General features: G+C 69.1%; 16 protein-coding genes. 10 read left to right on the top strand and 6 right to left on the bottom strand.

All coding sequences use genetic code 11. The features are described 5' to 3' along the window. Nucleotides 1–15: 15 nt before the first annotated feature. The 3 genes from IPJ59_RS06655 to IPJ59_RS06645 are packed head-to-tail and all read right to left on the bottom strand — an operon-like array spanning nt 16 to nt 2,192. On the bottom strand, nt 16–504 hold the full coding sequence (locus IPJ59_RS06655) for an exodeoxyribonuclease III (protein WP_293270272.1): 489 nt from the start codon (nt 502–504) through the stop codon (nt 16–18). Beyond that, nucleotides 486–794: an endonuclease/exonuclease/phosphatase family protein gene (locus tag IPJ59_RS06650; RefSeq protein ID WP_293270271.1), complete on the bottom strand. Its 309-nt coding sequence runs from the start codon at nt 792–794 to the stop codon at nt 486–488. Before IPJ59_RS06650 ends, IPJ59_RS06655 begins: the two co-directional genes overlap by 19 nt. A 12-nt stretch (nt 795–806) precedes the next feature. Then, nucleotides 807–2,192: an APC family permease gene (locus IPJ59_RS06645; RefSeq protein ID WP_293248694.1), complete on the bottom strand. Its 1,386-nt coding sequence runs from the start codon at nt 2,190–2,192 to the stop codon at nt 807–809. 123 nt (nt 2,193–2,315) lie between these two features. Between IPJ59_RS06645 and IPJ59_RS06640 the strand changes: the two genes are divergently transcribed. The 10 genes from IPJ59_RS06640 to IPJ59_RS06595 all read left to right on the top strand — a co-directional run bounded on the left by IPJ59_RS06640 (nt 2,316) and on the right by IPJ59_RS06595 (nt 12,785). Beyond that, on the top strand, nt 2,316–3,296 hold the full coding sequence (locus IPJ59_RS06640; protein WP_293270269.1) for an outer membrane protein assembly factor BamD: 981 nt from the start codon (nt 2,316–2,318) through the stop codon (nt 3,294–3,296). Continuing rightward, the gene (truD, locus tag IPJ59_RS06635; protein WP_293270267.1) at nt 3,293–4,411 is read left to right on the top strand and encodes a tRNA pseudouridine(13) synthase TruD; all 1,119 of its coding nucleotides are present in this window, start codon (nt 3,293–3,295) and stop codon (nt 4,409–4,411) included. Before IPJ59_RS06640 ends, truD begins: the two co-directional genes overlap by 4 nt. Nucleotides 4,412–4,474: 63 nt before the next feature. Beyond that, the gene (locus IPJ59_RS06630) at nt 4,475–5,131 is read left to right on the top strand and encodes a MotA/TolQ/ExbB proton channel family protein (protein ID WP_293270265.1); all 657 of its coding nucleotides are present in this window, start codon (nt 4,475–4,477) and stop codon (nt 5,129–5,131) included. Between the two features lie 11 nt (nt 5,132–5,142). After that, complete coding sequence (locus IPJ59_RS06625; RefSeq protein ID WP_293248702.1) at nt 5,143–5,586, top strand: ExbD/TolR family protein; 444 nt, start codon at nt 5,143–5,145, stop codon at nt 5,584–5,586. A 33-nt stretch (nt 5,587–5,619) separates the two neighbouring features. After that, nucleotides 5,620–6,462, top strand: coding sequence for a TonB family protein (locus tag IPJ59_RS06620; protein WP_293270263.1), 843 nt, complete (start codon nt 5,620–5,622; stop codon nt 6,460–6,462). Nucleotides 6,463–6,487: 25 nt separating this feature from the next. Beyond that, nucleotides 6,488–9,196, top strand: a complete 2,709-nt coding sequence (locus IPJ59_RS06615) for a TonB-dependent receptor (protein ID WP_293270261.1) — start codon at nt 6,488–6,490, stop codon at nt 9,194–9,196. 29 nt (nt 9,197–9,225) lie between these two features. Then, nucleotides 9,226–10,416, top strand: coding sequence for a hypothetical protein (locus tag IPJ59_RS06610; RefSeq protein WP_293270259.1), 1,191 nt, complete (start codon nt 9,226–9,228; stop codon nt 10,414–10,416). A 141-nt stretch (nt 10,417–10,557) separates the two neighbouring features. After that, nucleotides 10,558–12,180, top strand: coding sequence for a TolC family protein (locus tag IPJ59_RS06605; RefSeq protein ID WP_293270257.1), 1,623 nt, complete (start codon nt 10,558–10,560; stop codon nt 12,178–12,180). After that, a complete protein-coding gene (locus tag IPJ59_RS06600) occupies nt 12,129–12,467 on the top strand; it encodes a TolC family protein (RefSeq protein WP_293270256.1) in 339 nt (112 codons plus the stop codon). The genes IPJ59_RS06605 and IPJ59_RS06600 overlap by 52 nt, the downstream gene beginning before the upstream one ends. A 93-nt stretch (nt 12,468–12,560) precedes the next feature. Then, a complete protein-coding gene (locus tag IPJ59_RS06595) occupies nt 12,561–12,785 on the top strand; it encodes a hypothetical protein (RefSeq protein WP_293270254.1) in 225 nt (74 codons plus the stop codon). A 101-nt stretch (nt 12,786–12,886) separates the two neighbouring features. Here IPJ59_RS06595 and IPJ59_RS06590 read toward each other — a convergent pair whose 3' ends face one another. From IPJ59_RS06590 to IPJ59_RS06580, 3 genes are read right to left on the bottom strand one after another with little or no spacing between them, the layout of a single operon-like run. Further along, a complete protein-coding gene (locus tag IPJ59_RS06590) occupies nt 12,887–13,615 on the bottom strand; it encodes a purine nucleoside phosphorylase YfiH/LACC1 family protein (protein ID WP_293270252.1) in 729 nt (242 codons plus the stop codon). Beyond that, a complete protein-coding gene (locus IPJ59_RS06585; RefSeq protein WP_293270251.1) occupies nt 13,612–14,592 on the bottom strand; it encodes an RluA family pseudouridine synthase in 981 nt (326 codons plus the stop codon). The genes IPJ59_RS06590 and IPJ59_RS06585 overlap by 4 nt, the downstream gene beginning before the upstream one ends. Further along, complete coding sequence (locus IPJ59_RS06580) at nt 14,589–14,858, bottom strand: hypothetical protein (protein ID WP_293248729.1); 270 nt, start codon at nt 14,856–14,858, stop codon at nt 14,589–14,591. Before IPJ59_RS06580 ends, IPJ59_RS06585 begins: the two co-directional genes overlap by 4 nt. Nucleotides 14,859–14,969: the final 111 nt, after the last annotated feature.

Here is a 14,969-nt window from a genome sequence, read left to right as displayed (position 1 = left end):
CCCTGGCCGCTCACGTCACGAGAACTTCGCCAGCACCGGGATGTGGTCCGACGGCGACTCCAGGCTCCGCGGCGCCGCGTCGTGCTCCACCGCGGCGCAGCGCTCGTACAGCGGCGCCGTCGCGTACACGTGGTCGATGCGCATCCCCTGATTCTTGCGGAACGCCCCCGCGCGGTAGTCAAACCACGTGAACTGCCCCGCCTCGGCGTTGAACTTGCGGAAGCAGTCGCGCAGCCCGAAGCCCAGCAGGCGCGCCAGCGCGGCGTGCTCCTCGGGTGAGAAGTGCGTGCAGCCGACCAGCGTCGCCGGGTCCACCACGTCGCGAGCATCGGGCGCGATGTTGAAGTCGCCGCACAGCAGCAGCGGCTCGTCGACGCGGCTGTTCGCGTCGAGCTCCACGCGCAGACGCTCGAGCCACTGCAGCTTGTACGCGAATGCATCGGTGCCCAGCGCCGTCCCGTTGGGCACGTAGAGGTTGTAGATCCTCACTCCGCCGACCACCACGTTGAGGATCCTGCAGTGGCTGTCCGGTGGCGGCTCTGGAAGCCCTTGATAACCTCGTCCGGCTTCGCCTTCGTCAGCGTCGCCACCCCCGCGTAGCCCTTGGCCCCGTTCAGGTGCACCTGATAGCCCAACTCCATGAACGGCACCCGCGGGAACACCTTCTCCTCGCACTTGATCTCCTGCAAACACACCACGTCCGGCTCGCGCTCCGCCAGATAGGTGAGCACGCCGTCGAGGCGTGCGCGGATCCCGTTGATGTTCCAGGTCAGCAGGGTGAAGGGGGCGCTCATGCGGCCGCCAGCCTACCGCAGCCGCGGCGCCACGACGAGGCGGTGCAGCAGCCACGCGAGCGCGAACCAACCCGCGGCCATGAACACTGACAGCTCGCCCTCGAGCCCGCCCGTCATCAACGATCGCACCCCGTGGTTCGCTAGCACCACCAACACGAACAAGCTCGAGCCCACGTACGCCAGCGGCACCCACGGATAGAACGCAACCCGATACGGTCGCGGCTGCGCCGGCATGCTCCGGCGCAGCCGCACAACGCTGTACACGGTCAGCGATCCCGAGATGAGCATCGCGCTCGACGCGTAGCGCATCAACCCCTCGAAGCGCTGCATCGTGATCAGCCCGATCGCCAACACCGCCTGCGTCCACAACGCAACCGTTGGGGTGCCGAAGCGACGATGCAGCTGTCCGCCAGCGCCCGGAAAATGGCCCTGCTGGGCCATGGCGAAGCCGATGCGCGACCCGGTCATCACGGTGCCGTTGATCGACCCGAGCATCGCCAGCAAGATCATCGTCGTGACCACATAGATCCCGGCCTGCCCGAACAGGCGCCCCGCCGCCGCCGTCCCCGCCTCGCCCACGCCCGCCAGATCGGCCACGCCGAACACCGACAGGAAGCCGGCGCTCAGCACCATGTACAGCACCAACACCGCCAGCGTCCCGCCGATGACCGCATTCGGCAGGTTGCGCCCCGGGTCCTCCACCTCGCCGCCGATGTAGATCGCCGCGTTCCAGCCCGAGTAAGCGAAGTACACCGGCAAGTACGCCGCCGCCAGCGCGGCCGCCGTGGGCAGCGGCCACAGCCCGAGGTCGATCCCTCCGCCGACCTGCACCGTGCCGACATCGCCGACCACGAATAGGCTCACCAGGAGAAGCACCGCCAGAGGCACCACCGTCAACACCAGCTGCACGCGCCCCGAGAGCACCACACCCACATGGTTGAGCGCCGTCAACACAATCACGATGACGATCGCCCAGAAGGTCGGCCCCTCCACCATCATCACGCCGAGGTTCACTGGCGCCGCAAACTCGGGGCCGAACAACACCGGCATCTGGTAGGTCGCCGTGCCCACCGCCATCGCCGCCAGCGAACCGGGGAACGTCGCCAGCAGCTGCAGCCACCCCGTAGCAAACGCGATACCTGGCCCATAGGCCAGGCGCAGATAGGGATACTCACCGCCGGCCCGCGGCATCATCGCCCCGAGCTCCGCGACGCTGAGCGCCCCACACAGCGCCGCCAGCCCGCCAAGCAGCCACATCAGCAGGAAGTAGCCCGAGCTGTTCACGTGCTGCGCGACCACCGGCGGCGCGATGAAGATGCCGATGCCCAGCATCGACCCGGCGACGATCGACTGCGCCGCCCAGCGGCCCAGCTTGTGCCCCTCGCGCTCCGCCTCCACGCCGGGGAGCCTAACCCAAGATCTCGCAGCCCGCGGCCTTCGAGCCGACCTCGACCGGGCACATGACGTCCGATCGCCGCCGTTTGACAGCGCCAGCCACCGCGGCTAGCTTCGCGCGCACGAATGCTGCGGTCGAGCACGTGGACACAGGCCCTCGCGGCCGCGAGGACGCAGGTCCCCCTGCTGCTCGTGCTCACGTCCGCGGCGCTCGCCACCGCCTGCAAGACCGGGCCGGACCTCAGCACCGACTACGGCCAGACCGCCCGTGAAAACTACGAGCTGGCCACCGGCGAGTTTGAGGATCGCGACTGGGACGAAGCGATCGCCTACGCCGACTTCGTCCGGATCCGCTTCCCCTTCAGCCGCTACGCCGTCGAGGCCGAGCTCCTGGTCGCCCGCGCCGAGTTCGCCCAAGCCAACTATCTCACCGCCCAGGACGGCTTCAAGCAGTTCTACAAGCTGCACCCCACGCACAAGCACGTCCAGAACGGCTGGTGCGCCTATATGGCCGCCGTTTCGGCCTATATGAACGCGCCCGAGGGCATGGCCCTGCTGCCCCCGCACTACCAACGCGACCAGGCCCAGCTGCAAGAGGCCCTCGTCGAGCTGGCCTACTTCTTCGACCACTACTCGGGCAGCTCGCTCGAGCCCTTCGCCCTCAAACTGCGCGATGAGATCAAGCGCCGCCTCCTCGAGCACGAGCTCTACGTGGCCCGTTTCTACCTCGACCGCGACGTCCCCGAGGCCGCCATCGGCCGCCTGGAGAACGCCCACAAGAATTACCCAGGCATCGGCCTCGACGCCGAGGTGCTGTTCCTGCTCGGCCTCACCTACCTGCGCATGGACGAGGTCGAGCTGTCACGCAGCACCTTCAGCGAGCTGCAGAGCCAGCACCCGCGCCACCATCACGGTCGCCAGGCCCGGCTCTACCTCAAGTACATCTACAAGACCTTCGGCCCGGCCGACCCCAACCGCAAACGCCCCGACCGCAGCCCACCGCGACCGGTCAGCCCGCCGCGGCCCAAGCTCAAGGACACCGAGCCCGAGAAGCAGCCCAAAGATCGCGGCAAGCCGCAGAGCTCCCGCGCAGCAGGGAGCCTGTGACCCCCGAGTCCGTGCCTGAATTTCAGGCCCGCCTGCTCGACCCGCCCCTGCAAACGGCCGAGCTGCCCGGTATCGGCGGACGGATCCGGATGCGGCCAGAGGACTTCACGGTCCACGAGATCCCCGCCTACGGCCCCGATGGACGCACCGGCGCCCACCTGCTCCTCATCCTGCGCAAGCGCTGCATCGGCACCGAGGACGCGATCGTCGAGCTCAGCCGCCAGACCGGCATCCCCCGCCCCGAGATCGGCCTCGCCGGCCTCAAGGACAAGGACGCCGTCACCGAGCAGTGGATCACCGTGCCGTTTGCGGCCGGCCCGCGGCTGACCGAGTTCTCCCACCCGGCCATCCAGCTCGGCCCGGCTGCCCCGCACGGCAACAAGCTTCGCCGCGGCCACCTCCACGGCAACCACTTCGACCTCGTGATCCGTGACCTTGCCGTCCCCGGCGAAGAGGCCCGCGCCCGCGTCACCGCGAAGGCCGCACGCCTCGCCGAACTCGGCGGCCTCGACAATCTCTACGGCAACCAGCGCCTCGGCAACGACGGCGGCAACCTCCGCCGCGGCCTCGAGCTCCTCGCTAGCGGCGCCCGCCGCGGCAAGGCCGACTTCCTGCTCAGCGCCGGCCAATCTGCCCTGTTCAACCTCTACCTGTTGGAGCGTCGCGCCCGCGGCCTGATGCGCACCGTCCTGCTCGGCGACATCCTGAAGAAGACTGCGACCGGCGGCCTGTTCGAGTCACGCGAGCCCGAGGTCGACCAGGCCCGTCTCGACGCCAGCGAACTCGGCCTCACAGGTCCGATGTTCGGCAGCAAGATGCGCGCCCCAAGCCCCGGCACGGCGGCAGACGCGCTTGAACGAGAGATCCTCACACTCGCCGGGATCTCCCCCGAAGCACTCAAGGCCCTCGGCAGCAAGGTCGAGGGCACACGACGCCCGCTTCAGCTTTCCACGATCGACCTCCAGGTCGACCTCGCCTCCGCAGAAGGCCCGCTCCCATCCGGCCTCCGCCTCCGCTTCTCGCTCCCAGCTGGCAGCTACGCGACCGTGCTCTTGCAAGAGTTGCAGGCCCCGGTCGCTTCCACGGCCCAAACAAGCGCGTCCGCGCCCCAGTAAACAGCGTCAGCAAAGGACGCTGGCCGAACCAGGCCGTCTCGGTTACGTTTCGCCAGCCTACTCATGAAGCTCTCGGACAAATTCCTCGAGCTCGCAGCCGTTGGCTCCGAGTGGATCCTGTGGCTGCTCGTCGGTTTGAGCCTCATCAGCGTGGCTGTGATGATCGAGCGCGTCATCTTCTACCAGAGCCTGCGCGGCCGCGACGCCGCCATGCTGCGGGGCCTCCACTCCGCCCTGGCAGATAACGACCTCGCCCGCGCCCAGGCCCTGGTCAAGGACAGCAGCGCCCCCGGCGGCCGCATCGCCATCCAGATGCTCGACACCAGCGCCCGCGGCAGCAGCTCCATGGCCGCGATCATGGCCGCCCTGCGTCCCGGCGAGAAGCTCCGCCTCGAGCGCAGCCTCAACTTCCTCGGCACCGTCGGCGCCAACGCACCCTTCATCGGCCTGCTCGGCACCGTGCTCGGCATCATCGAGACCTTCCGCGCCATCGAACGATCCGGCGTCGCCGGCTCGGCCGAGTACTCCACCGCGGTTATGTCCGGCATCTACGAGGCCCTGGTAGCCACCGCGGTCGGCCTGCTCGTCGCCATCCCCGCGGTCATCGCCTACAACTTCTTCCAGCGCCGCGTGAAGGCGCTGCTCGGCGAGGCCGACGCGCTCACCAACATGGTCCTCGCCCTGTTCAACCACAAGTCTGACGGACGCGGTCACGCGTAAGGGCTGGCACCGTGGCGGGCGACACGAACCTCGACGAAGACGACGGCATCAACAACATCAACGTCACCCCGCTGGTTGACGTGATGTTGGTGCTCCTGATCATCTTCATGGTCACCACCACGAAGATCCAGGAGTCCGAGGCCCTCGCGGTCAACAAGCCCGACGCCAACACCGGCCAGAAGCTCGACCCCAAGACCAATCAGATCCTGCTCATCTGCACCAAGGAAGGGACGATCACCGCGGATCGCAAACCGATGGCCGACGACGCCGCCATCAAGACCGCGATCACCGCCAAGCTCGCGGAGAACCGCGACCTACAAGGGGTCATCCAGTGCGACGAAGAAGCCAACGTCCGTTCGATGGTGCACCTCATCGATCTGCTGCGGGATGCCGGCGTCAAGAAGTACGCGATCGCCACCGAGAAGCCCAGGCCGCAGACCAGCGCTGGAATCTGACGCGTTGACGGAGCAGCGCCCTTGAGCTCCGGGATGCCATACGCGCGGCCCAGCTTCGGCGCCGTCGGCTCGCTGGCCACACACCTGGTGGTCGCGGCCCTCATGGCCTTCTTCAGCCGCGACGAATGTGCGATCGAGGAGACCGCCTGCCTCGCCGCCGGCGGCGACCCGCTCCTGTGCCGCGAGCAGTTCAACCGCTGCAAGGGCGAGGAGCCCACCTACGACCTCACCGAATTCGAACTGCCCGAGCCCGAGCCCGAGAAGCCCCCGGAGCCCGAGCCCGAGAAGCCAAAGCCCGACCCTGACCCCGAGCCGATCGTGAAGCTCGCGCCGCCCACCAAGGACAAGGCCCCCAAGCCCGAGCGCCCCGTCAAGCCCGCCCCCGTCTCCGACAACCCCGAGCCCGACGAGCCGCCCCCGCCCTTCCGCATCGACGCCAGCCAGACCTCGCAAACCGGCTCCGTCAAGGTCAACGTCGGCACTCCCGGCGGCACCCCCGGCGGCACCGGCGATCCCAACTCCAAGGGCACCGGCAGCCGCCCCAAGGACGCTCCCGTCGGCGATGGCAACGCGGCCGCATGGGAGCCCCGCGGCGAGCTCTACATCCGCGACCTCCCCCAGGTGCTCAGCGTCCCGCAAGAGCAGTGCCCCGCCGTCCAGGAGCTCGGCATCCAGGGCGTCGTCATCCTCACCGTCCAGGTCCGTCGCGACGGCTCCATCAAGGACGTCAAGATCTCCAAGGACATCGGCCACGGCTGCGGCAAGGTCGCCGCGCGGGCCCTCCGGCGGGCCAGGTTCAAGGCCGCCGTCGCCACCAACGGCCAGCCCGCGGACTTCGAGCTCCGCTATGAGTACGAGTTCCAGCTCAACGAGTGAGCTCCACTCGCCGGCCCCTGCGTTCATGTCCCTCCGGACACCCACAGCGCTGCTCGCCCTCGCCCTCGTCGTCGCCCCGAGCCGCGCCGCCGCCCAGGCGCCCGTCGGCTACGAGGCACCTGTCCTGAGGGACAGCCTGGCGATCACCTACCCCCCGGCCCTCCTCGCCCTCCCCAAGCCGCCCGCCGGCCGCATCGAGCTCAAGTTCGTCGTCGGCGTCGACGGAGCCCCGCGCGAGATCGAGGTCACCCGCGGCCTCCACCCCGAGCTCGACGCCGCCGCCCTCGCCGCCCTGGCCCAGCTGCGCTACCAGCCCGGCCTCCTCCGCGGCCGCCCCGTCGAGGTCGTCCTCGCCCTCGCCCTCGACATCCGCGCCCCCGAAGCATCTGTCCCTTCGGACAGCCAGATCCAGCTCTCCACACCTGTCCCTTCAGACAGCCCACCCGCCGACATCACACCTGTCGCTTCGGACAGCCCACCCGCCGACGCCCCGGTGCGCCTGCGCGGCCGCGTCCTGTCCGCCGGCCAGCGCACACCGGTCGCCAACGCCTCCGTCCTCGTCGTCCCCGCCGACCCCTCCGAGCCCGTCGGCCGCGTCCGCAAGCGCCGCTACGGCGACGACCCCACACCCGCGTGGACCATGCGCGCCGTCACCGACGCCGCCGGCAACTTCACCCTCCGCGCCGTCCCCTCCGGCAAGCTGCGCATCGTCGTGCTCGTCCAGGGCTACGAGCGCCTCGAGTACGTCGAGCGCCTCGCCGCCGACGAACAACTCACGCTCGCCTACTACCCCACGCCCCTCGTCTTCAACCCGTACAAGACCGTCGTGAAGGCCCGCCGCGACGACAGCGGCGAGGTCGACCGGCGAACGATCACCCCCGAGGAGATCAGCAAGCTCCCCGGCACCCAGGGCGACGCGCTCAAGTCGCTGCAGAACTTCCCCGGGGTCGCCCGCGCCCCCTTCGGCGCCGGCCTGCTGGTGATCCGCGGCGCCGCGCCCAGCGACTCCGCGACCTTCCTCGGCTACCACGAGATCCCCCAGCTGTTCCACTTCGGCGGCCTCACCAGCGTCTTCAACGCCGACATCCTGACCCAGATCGACTTCATCCCCGGCAACTTCGACAGCCGCTTCGGCGACGCGATCGGCGGCGTCATCAACGTCGCCCCGCGCAAGGGTCGACGCGATGGCTTCCACGGCTACGTCAAGAGCGACGTGTTCGACACCGGCATCCTCGCCGAGGGACCGATCGGCAAGGGCTCGCTCATCGTCGCTGGTCGGCGCAGCTACATCGACGCGATCCTCCCCGCCGTGGTCCCCAAGGACGCCGGCCTCGACTTCACCGTCGCCCCCCGCTACTACGACTACCAGCTCCTGTTCGACTACCCGATCTCCGGCGGCGAGTTCTCGGCCCGCGTGTTCGGCTCCGACGACCGCAGCAAGCTCCTCTTCGCCGGCAAGAACGACACCGACACCAGCAACAACAACGGCATCGAGACCATCCAGTTCTTCCACCGCGCCGACCTCGTCTACCGCAAACAGCTCGGCCCCTGGGAGTTCCTCGTCACCCCGTCCTACCGCCGCGACAACGTCTCCTTCCTCATCACCGACGCCTTCCGCTTCCACGTCGTCACCGACACCTTCTCCGGCCGCGCCGAGCTGTCACGCCAGCTTTCACGCAACTTCGGCCTCCGCGTCGGCACCGAGTTCGTCGCCACCGCATTCGACCTCTCCCTCACCGCCGCCGCCCGAAACCCCGGCGCCGCCGGAGCAGGCTCCCTCCCGGGCAAGCAGTCCTCCGAGAACAGCAGCACCCTCCTCCGCCCCGCCCTCTACATCACCACCCCGCTCCGCCTCGGCGAACGCCTCACCCTGTTCCCCGGCGCCCGCCTCACCTACTACGGCCTCCCCTTCACCCGCCCCTCGCTCGAGCCTCGCCTGCGCGCCACCTTCGACGTCGCCGACAACACCACCCTCAAGGCCGGCGTCGGCCTCTACGCCCAGACCCCGCAACCTCGCGAGTTCGATGCCGTGTTCGGCAACCCCCGCGTCGGCCTCGAGCACGCCCTCCACACCAGCCTCGGCGTCGCCCAGGCCCTCCCACGCGACATCACCCTCGAAGTCACCGGCTTCTACAAGTCGCTGTGGGACCTCGCCCGCCCCTCATCGACGCTCCAGATCGTCGACGGCAGCGTCCGCCCCGAGACCGCCGCCACCACCGGCCGCGGCTACGTCGTCGGCGGCGAGCTGCTGCTGCGCAAGGCCCTCACCCGCAACCTGTTCGCGTGGCTCAGCTACACGCTCATGCGCAGCGTGCGACGCGACGCCGCCGGCGAACCCGCCTACCTGTTCAACTTCGACCAGACCCACATCCTCACCGCGATCGCCAGCTACAAGCTCCCGCGCAACTGGCAGATCGGCGCGCGCTTCCGACTGATCTCCGGCAACCCCTACACCCCCGTCATCGGCGCAGTCTTCGACGCCGGCGACGGCAGCTACATCGCCGTGCAAGGCCCCCGCAACAGCGCCCGCCTGCCGCCCTTCCACCAGCTCGACCTCCGCGTCGACAAGCGCTGGATCTTCCGCCGTGTCGCCCTCAACGCCTTCCTCGACGTGCTCAACATCTACAACCACGTCAACACCGAGCGCCTGCAGAACGCCTACAACTTCCAGGGCCAAAGCCCCGTCGCCTCGCTGCCGATCGTCCCCTCGATCGGCCTGCGTCTCGAGTGGTGAGCCCCGCGCGATCGCGATATCCTCCCCCCGTGCCGCTCCGCCCCATCCAACGCGCCCTCGCTAACCTGGCCCTCGGGACAGGTCTGCTCGCGGCCTGCGGCGGCAGCCTCCCGATCGAGGAGCGCATCATCACCACCCGCGTCCTCGCCGTCCGCAACGAGGTCGTCGCCCCGCTGTTCCCCGATCCCGAGCCCGACCTCGGCAAGCGCTGCCAGGCCCTCCCCTTCGAGGGCGTGCGCCTCACCCCCTGGATCGCCACCCCCACCGGCCCGCTCGACCTCACTGGCCCCATGGGGGACCCCGACTTCGACCCGATATGGATCGCCTGCAACCTCGGCCCCGGCCAGGGACTCTTCGCCTGTCTCAAGGGACACCTCCCGACCACCCTCGCCGACATCCCCGTCTGTCCGATCCCGTCCATCATGGACGACCTCAACCCGATGGCGATGACCCTCCCCGAGTCGCCGAGCCCGTGCATCCTCCCGGACGACGGCAAACCCGACGGCTTCCAGGACTTCATCGTCCCCTTCGCCCAGACATTACTCATCGGCGGCGACATCGAGATCACGATGATCAGCCAGGCCAGCCGCGACGCCGACGCCACCCCCACAGCCGAGTGCGCCCGGGCCCTGCTCGCCGACGAGGTCGACCTCCCCGACGACTGCCTGCTCGTCGTCTCACGCGTCCCGATCGGCCCGATCGAGCGCTTGCTCGCGCTCGCCGAGATGTTCGGCGTGATGCTCCCACCCGAGCTCGGCAAGCCACCCGACCCCGCCGACATCCCCGACAGCGATCGCAACCCGCGGATCGTCGACTTCTCGGTCACCCTCGTCCACGAAGGCAAGGGCACCGAGCTCGGACCGCAACCCAAGGGCGCCGTCATCAAGGCGGAGCTCGGCGACACCCTGGTCATCTCCACCAGCGCCCCCGCTGGCGATCTCCAGGACTTCCTGGTCCCCATCAACGGCGGCGCCGACGGCAACGAGACCCAGTCCGAGACCTTCAACGGCTCGTGGTTTCGCACCTGGGGCGACCTCCTGTCGAACAGCAGCGACGACGTCATGAGCCGCAACGAGTGGACCATGTCGATCGGCCAGCAAGACGAAGACGAGACGCCCCCCGACGGCCGCGCGACCCTGTTCTACGTCCTCCGCGACGGCCGCAACGGCACCGACTGGTGGTGGATCTCCGTCGAGGTCCCGCTACCCCCCGCGCCCTGAGCGCTGGACAGCACCAAAGGTCTCAGGCCACGGGTCCAGACCGCGAGTTTCAGGCCACCACGCCGGTGTCCGCACATCGCCGACCCGCCTCGCCCCGCTTGACCCCGGCAAGCGCTGACGCTATCAGCCTGAGGCCCGTCCGTGTCGCTCCAACTCGCCATGTTGCTCGCCGGCCTCACGGTGAGCCAAAACCCGACCCTGAACCCCGAGACGGGGACAGTGAGGGACGTCCAGACGCGCATCGATCCGCCGGTCGTCACGCCACGACCAAGCCCCGACGTCCAGTCGCCCTCAACCACCGCCTCCCCGGGCATGACCCCCCCGCGCACCACCACCCCCGGTGACGTCAGCGCCCCGCCCGGCCGCACACCCCTGCGTCGCCCCGGCGAACCATCACCCACGTCGCCGCTGCCGCCCGGCACCCCGCTGACTCCCACACCAGCCGACACCCGCACCCCAGGCGAACTCTACCCGCTCTCCTTCGCCACCGAGTCGCTCGAGCTCAGCCAGGTCCTGAAGACCGCCCTCGACAACAACCTCGACCTCCGCTCCGCCGCCTTCGACGTCGCCATCTCCGAGAAGAACATCATGGTGGCGCTCGGCGCCTACGACGTGTTCATGACCAGCTCGGTGTACGCCAGCAAGGCCGTCACCCCGCAGCGCGGCTCGCAGATCGCCTTCAACCTCGGCCAGAAGACCATCGGCGGCTCCGTCGGCTTCGAACGCAAACTCGAGACCGGCGGCACCGTCAACCTCACCATCGGCGCCTCGCGCGGCATCACCAAGCAGCCCTTCAACATCCTCAATGCCGCCGCCGGCACCACCGACCTCGCCACCTACTCGGTCGCGCCCACGCTGACGCTCACCCACCCGCTGCTGCGCAACGCCGGCCTGCGGGTCAACCGCGCCGACATCGACCGCGCCAAGCTGGCCACCACCCGCGCCGAGGCCGGCGAGATGCTCAGCGCCCAGCAGATCGTCCACGACCTCATCCTCGCCTACTGGGACCTGCTGTTCGCCAGCCGCGACCTCGACAACAAACGTCGCAGCGCCTCCACCACCGCCGAACAACACCGCCGCACCCAGGCCGAGGTCAACGCCGGCCGCAAGTCCCAGCTCGACCTCGACACCATCTACCAGTCGCTCGTCGCCCGCGAGAACGACGTCGTCCTCGCCGAGAACGTCCTACTCGACCGCAGCCTCACCCTGCGCACCCTGATGGGCCAGGACTTCATCGACCGCAAGGTCCTCGGCATCATCCCGCAGACCGACCCCCAGGCCCTCTCCCTCGCCCCCGTCGACGTCAACGCCAAGGTCAAGCAAGCCCTCGAGAGCCACCCCCAGCTCCGCCAGCTCGAGATCAGCGTCGCCAGCCAGCGCATCGACGAGCTCGTCGCCGCCAACAAGCGCCTCCCCCAACTCGACAGCCGCCTCACCTTCAGCCCCCAGGGCCGCGCCATCGATGCCCGCGCCGACCCCACCAACGGCAAGCCAGGCATCAGCGGCAACTGGGGGCAGGCCTTCAAGAACTTCGTCAACACCGCCGACCAGCGCGACGAAAATAAGGGCCTGCTCGCCGACTACACCGTCCGCCTCGAACTAAACCTCAACTGGGACATCCAGAACCGGGCCCCAGGGCCACCCACGAGCGCATCGTCCTCGAGATGCGCCGCGCCGAGGCCCAGCTCCGCCGCAACCGCCAAAACATCGCCATGTCCGTCATCCGGGCCGTCAACGCCCAGCGCACCGCCGGCGCCCGCATGACGATCTCCGCCGAGTCCGTCCGCCTCGCCGAGTCCAACCTCCGCGCCGAGGAGGCCCGCAGCCGCGTCGGCCGCTCGACCAGCTACGACGTCCTGTTTCGCCAGGATGAACTCGCCATCGCCAACTTCAACGCCCTCAGCGCCCAGATCGACTACCTCCGGGCCACCGTCGACCTGCAGATGCACACCGGCGAGCTCCTCCAGGCCTACGGGCTCGAACTCGCCAGCCGCGCCGCGCGGATCTCGCAGGACGACCAGAACAAGGCCGACCCAAACAAGTACAAGTAATCGCAACCCCGAACCGGAAATCTCGGGCTTGTCGGAAAAACCGCCTCCGTGATAGCTTCGTTGAAGCTCGCCCTCCGAAGGAGCGCCACGACCATGTCCATCTCCGAAATCGCCGACAACAAGTGGGAAGTCCAGGCCGCCAAACCCCCGGTCTCGACCGTCCCCGCGATCTTCCAGATCCTGCTCATCGCCTCCTTCGCAGCGGTGTTCGTGTGGATCCTTCAGTTCTCCGTCATCGGCATCTTCGGCGCCAAGCGCGACACGATGGCCGACAACTACGGCAAGATGGGTAGCGAGGCCGCTGCGAAGAAGGAGTGATCTCCCGCGCCAGCAGATGAGAGCGCGCTTGTGCGCCTCGATCGTCATACCCATGAGCCGACCCGCAGCGGGCCGGCTCTCGTCGTTTCAGCCCAAAAGCCCTACGCGAAGCCAGCAAACGCCAGCATCTGGCCGATGCCCGCGTTATCGCGACGGTACGAGAAGTAGCGCCCCGGGTCGCTGAAGGTGCAACCCCCAACCCGGGAGATCGCCCCAGCCACGACCCCAGCCGCCACCAGCTGCGCCCTCACGGTGGCGACCAGATCGACGTGCGGCCGCACCAGCCCCTCGCGCCGAACAAACCGTCGCTCGAACTGCACCGCCACCTCCTCGCCCACCTCGAAGGCCCCCACCTCGATGCACGGACCGATCACCGCCACCAGCGTGCCCACCGGCACCTGCTCCGCGAGCACCCGCACCGTCGCGCCCGCAATATCAGCCACCGTCCCCTTCCACCCGCTGTGCACCGCGGCCGCCACCGTGCCCGCTGTATCCGCGATCAAGACCGGCACACAGTCCGCCGTCAGCACCCCCGCGACCATTGGCCCATCATCGCGGTGCACCCACAACGCATCCGCCTCGCTGTCCACCACCAGCTCCCGCGCCCGCAACACCGCCGCCCCGTGCACCTGTCGCACCAGCCGCAGGGTCTCCGCACGAAAGCCCCCCGCCGCCGCGACGCGCCGATAGTTCTCCGCCACCGCCAACGGATCGTCGCCCCAGCGCCGCCCCAGGTTCAGCGTCGCAAAACGCCCCTCGCTCACCCCGCCGAGACGATCGGTGAAGCCGTGCACCAGCCCCGCGGGCAGCCCCGTCGCCCGCTCGATCACGCCGCCTGTCCCGAAGAACCTAGCCGTTCGACCAGGTGTGAAAGGTCAGGCGGCAGCGGCGACGAGAAGTCGAGCGCGCGCCCGGAGATCGGGTGGCGAAAGCCGAGCTCCGCTGCGTGCAGCGCGTGACGCCCCAGCTCCGCAGCGACCTGCCGCCGCGCTGGCGGCCCGCCCATCCCACCGTACATCGCGTCGGCCACGATCGGGTGCCCGAGCAGACGACAGTGCATGCGGATCTGGTGCGTGCGGCCGGTCTCCAGCTGGAACTCGAGCAGCGCCGCGTCGTGCAGCGCTCTCAGCACCTGCAAGTGTGTGATCGCCTCGCGCCCCTCGTCGACGTGCGGCGAAAACCGCCGCCGGTCGCCAGGGTCACGCCCGTGCCGCGTCTTCAGGCTCTTCTTCGTGAAGGCCGGCACGCCCCACACCACCCCGAGGTAACGCCGCCGCAGGTCGTGCACGCGAAACTGGGCCGCCAGCCCCTCCTGCGCGCGCGCGTTGCGAGCCACGACGATGAGCCCGCTGGTGTCGCGGTCGAGCCGGTGGACGATGCCCGGCCGCGTCGCATCATTGCCCGGCAACACCGGCAGCTCCTCCGCGGAGATCCCGAGATAATGCAGCACGGCGTTCACCAGCGTCCCGCGCTCGTGCCCCGGCCCCGCGTGCACCACCATCCCCGCAGGCTTGTCGATCACCAGCAAGTCCGCGTCCTCGTGCACCACCACCAGCGGCAGATCCTCGGCCACCGCTTGCAACGCCTGCGGCTCCTCGATCTCCAGCTCCACCACGAGCGCCGCGTCCACGAGCCGCCCAGGCTTGCCCACAGGCGCCCCCGCGACGCGCACCTGCCCGGCTGCGAAGGCCCGCGCCAGCTGTGAACGCGAATAGCGCTGGCCACCGCGCACCAGCGCCGCGACCAGCGCTGCATCGAGGCGCTGACCGAGCGCCTCAGGTCCGAGCGCGACGCGTACGAAGCTCACCAGATCGGCGTCTTCAGGCTCGCCATCGGCTTGACGACGCGGTCGACGATGGCCCGGTCGTAGTAGTTGCGACGAAACAGCTCCGGCGTCACACGACCCCGGAACAGGTCACGACCCTCGGTGATCTCCTCGGACAGCGCCTCGAAGAAGTTGTCGTTGATCAGCGCCTCCTCGATCTTCTGCTTGTTGTAGAGCTGGATGTCAGAGGCGATCGCTCTTGCGAGCTGCTGCGCGCGGGCGTCGTTGTCGATGGGCGTGGCGGCCATGGCGGGCAGCATGCCAGGCGCCCTCCCCCCCGTCCAGACCTCGACAATCCCGCCTGTTCGCCCCCACCTCGGCCATGAAAGCCCGCGCAGCGCCGCTTTACGCGCTGACCT

It is taken from the genome of Nannocystis sp. (assembly GCF_016714285.1).
In the GTDB taxonomy this organism is placed as follows: domain Bacteria; phylum Myxococcota_A; class Polyangia; order Nannocystales; family Nannocystaceae; genus Nannocystis.
This window is presented reverse-complemented; position numbering and strand designations above follow the sequence as displayed.

Excerpts from the sequence above, each read along its gene's own strand:
- IPJ59_RS06650 (WP_293270271.1), bottom strand. The coding sequence starts at position 794 with ATGAGCGCCCCCTTCACCCTGCTGACCTGGAACATCAACGGGATCCGC.
- IPJ59_RS06640 (WP_293270269.1), top strand. The coding sequence starts at position 2,316 with ATGCTGCGGTCGAGCACGTGGACACAGGCCCTCGCGGCCGCGAGGACG.
- IPJ59_RS06630 (WP_293270265.1), top strand. The coding sequence starts at position 4,475 with ATGAAGCTCTCGGACAAATTCCTCGAGCTCGCAGCCGTTGGCTCCGAG.
- IPJ59_RS06620 (WP_293270263.1), top strand. The coding sequence starts at position 5,620 with ATGCCATACGCGCGGCCCAGCTTCGGCGCCGTCGGCTCGCTGGCCACA.
- IPJ59_RS06615 (WP_293270261.1), top strand. The coding sequence starts at position 6,488 with ATGTCCCTCCGGACACCCACAGCGCTGCTCGCCCTCGCCCTCGTCGTC.
- IPJ59_RS06600 (WP_293270256.1), top strand. The coding sequence starts at position 12,129 with ATGTCCGTCATCCGGGCCGTCAACGCCCAGCGCACCGCCGGCGCCCGC.
- IPJ59_RS06595 (WP_293270254.1), top strand. The coding sequence starts at position 12,561 with ATGTCCATCTCCGAAATCGCCGACAACAAGTGGGAAGTCCAGGCCGCC.
- IPJ59_RS06580 (WP_293248729.1), bottom strand. The coding sequence starts at position 14,858 with ATGGCCGCCACGCCCATCGACAACGACGCCCGCGCGCAGCAGCTCGCA.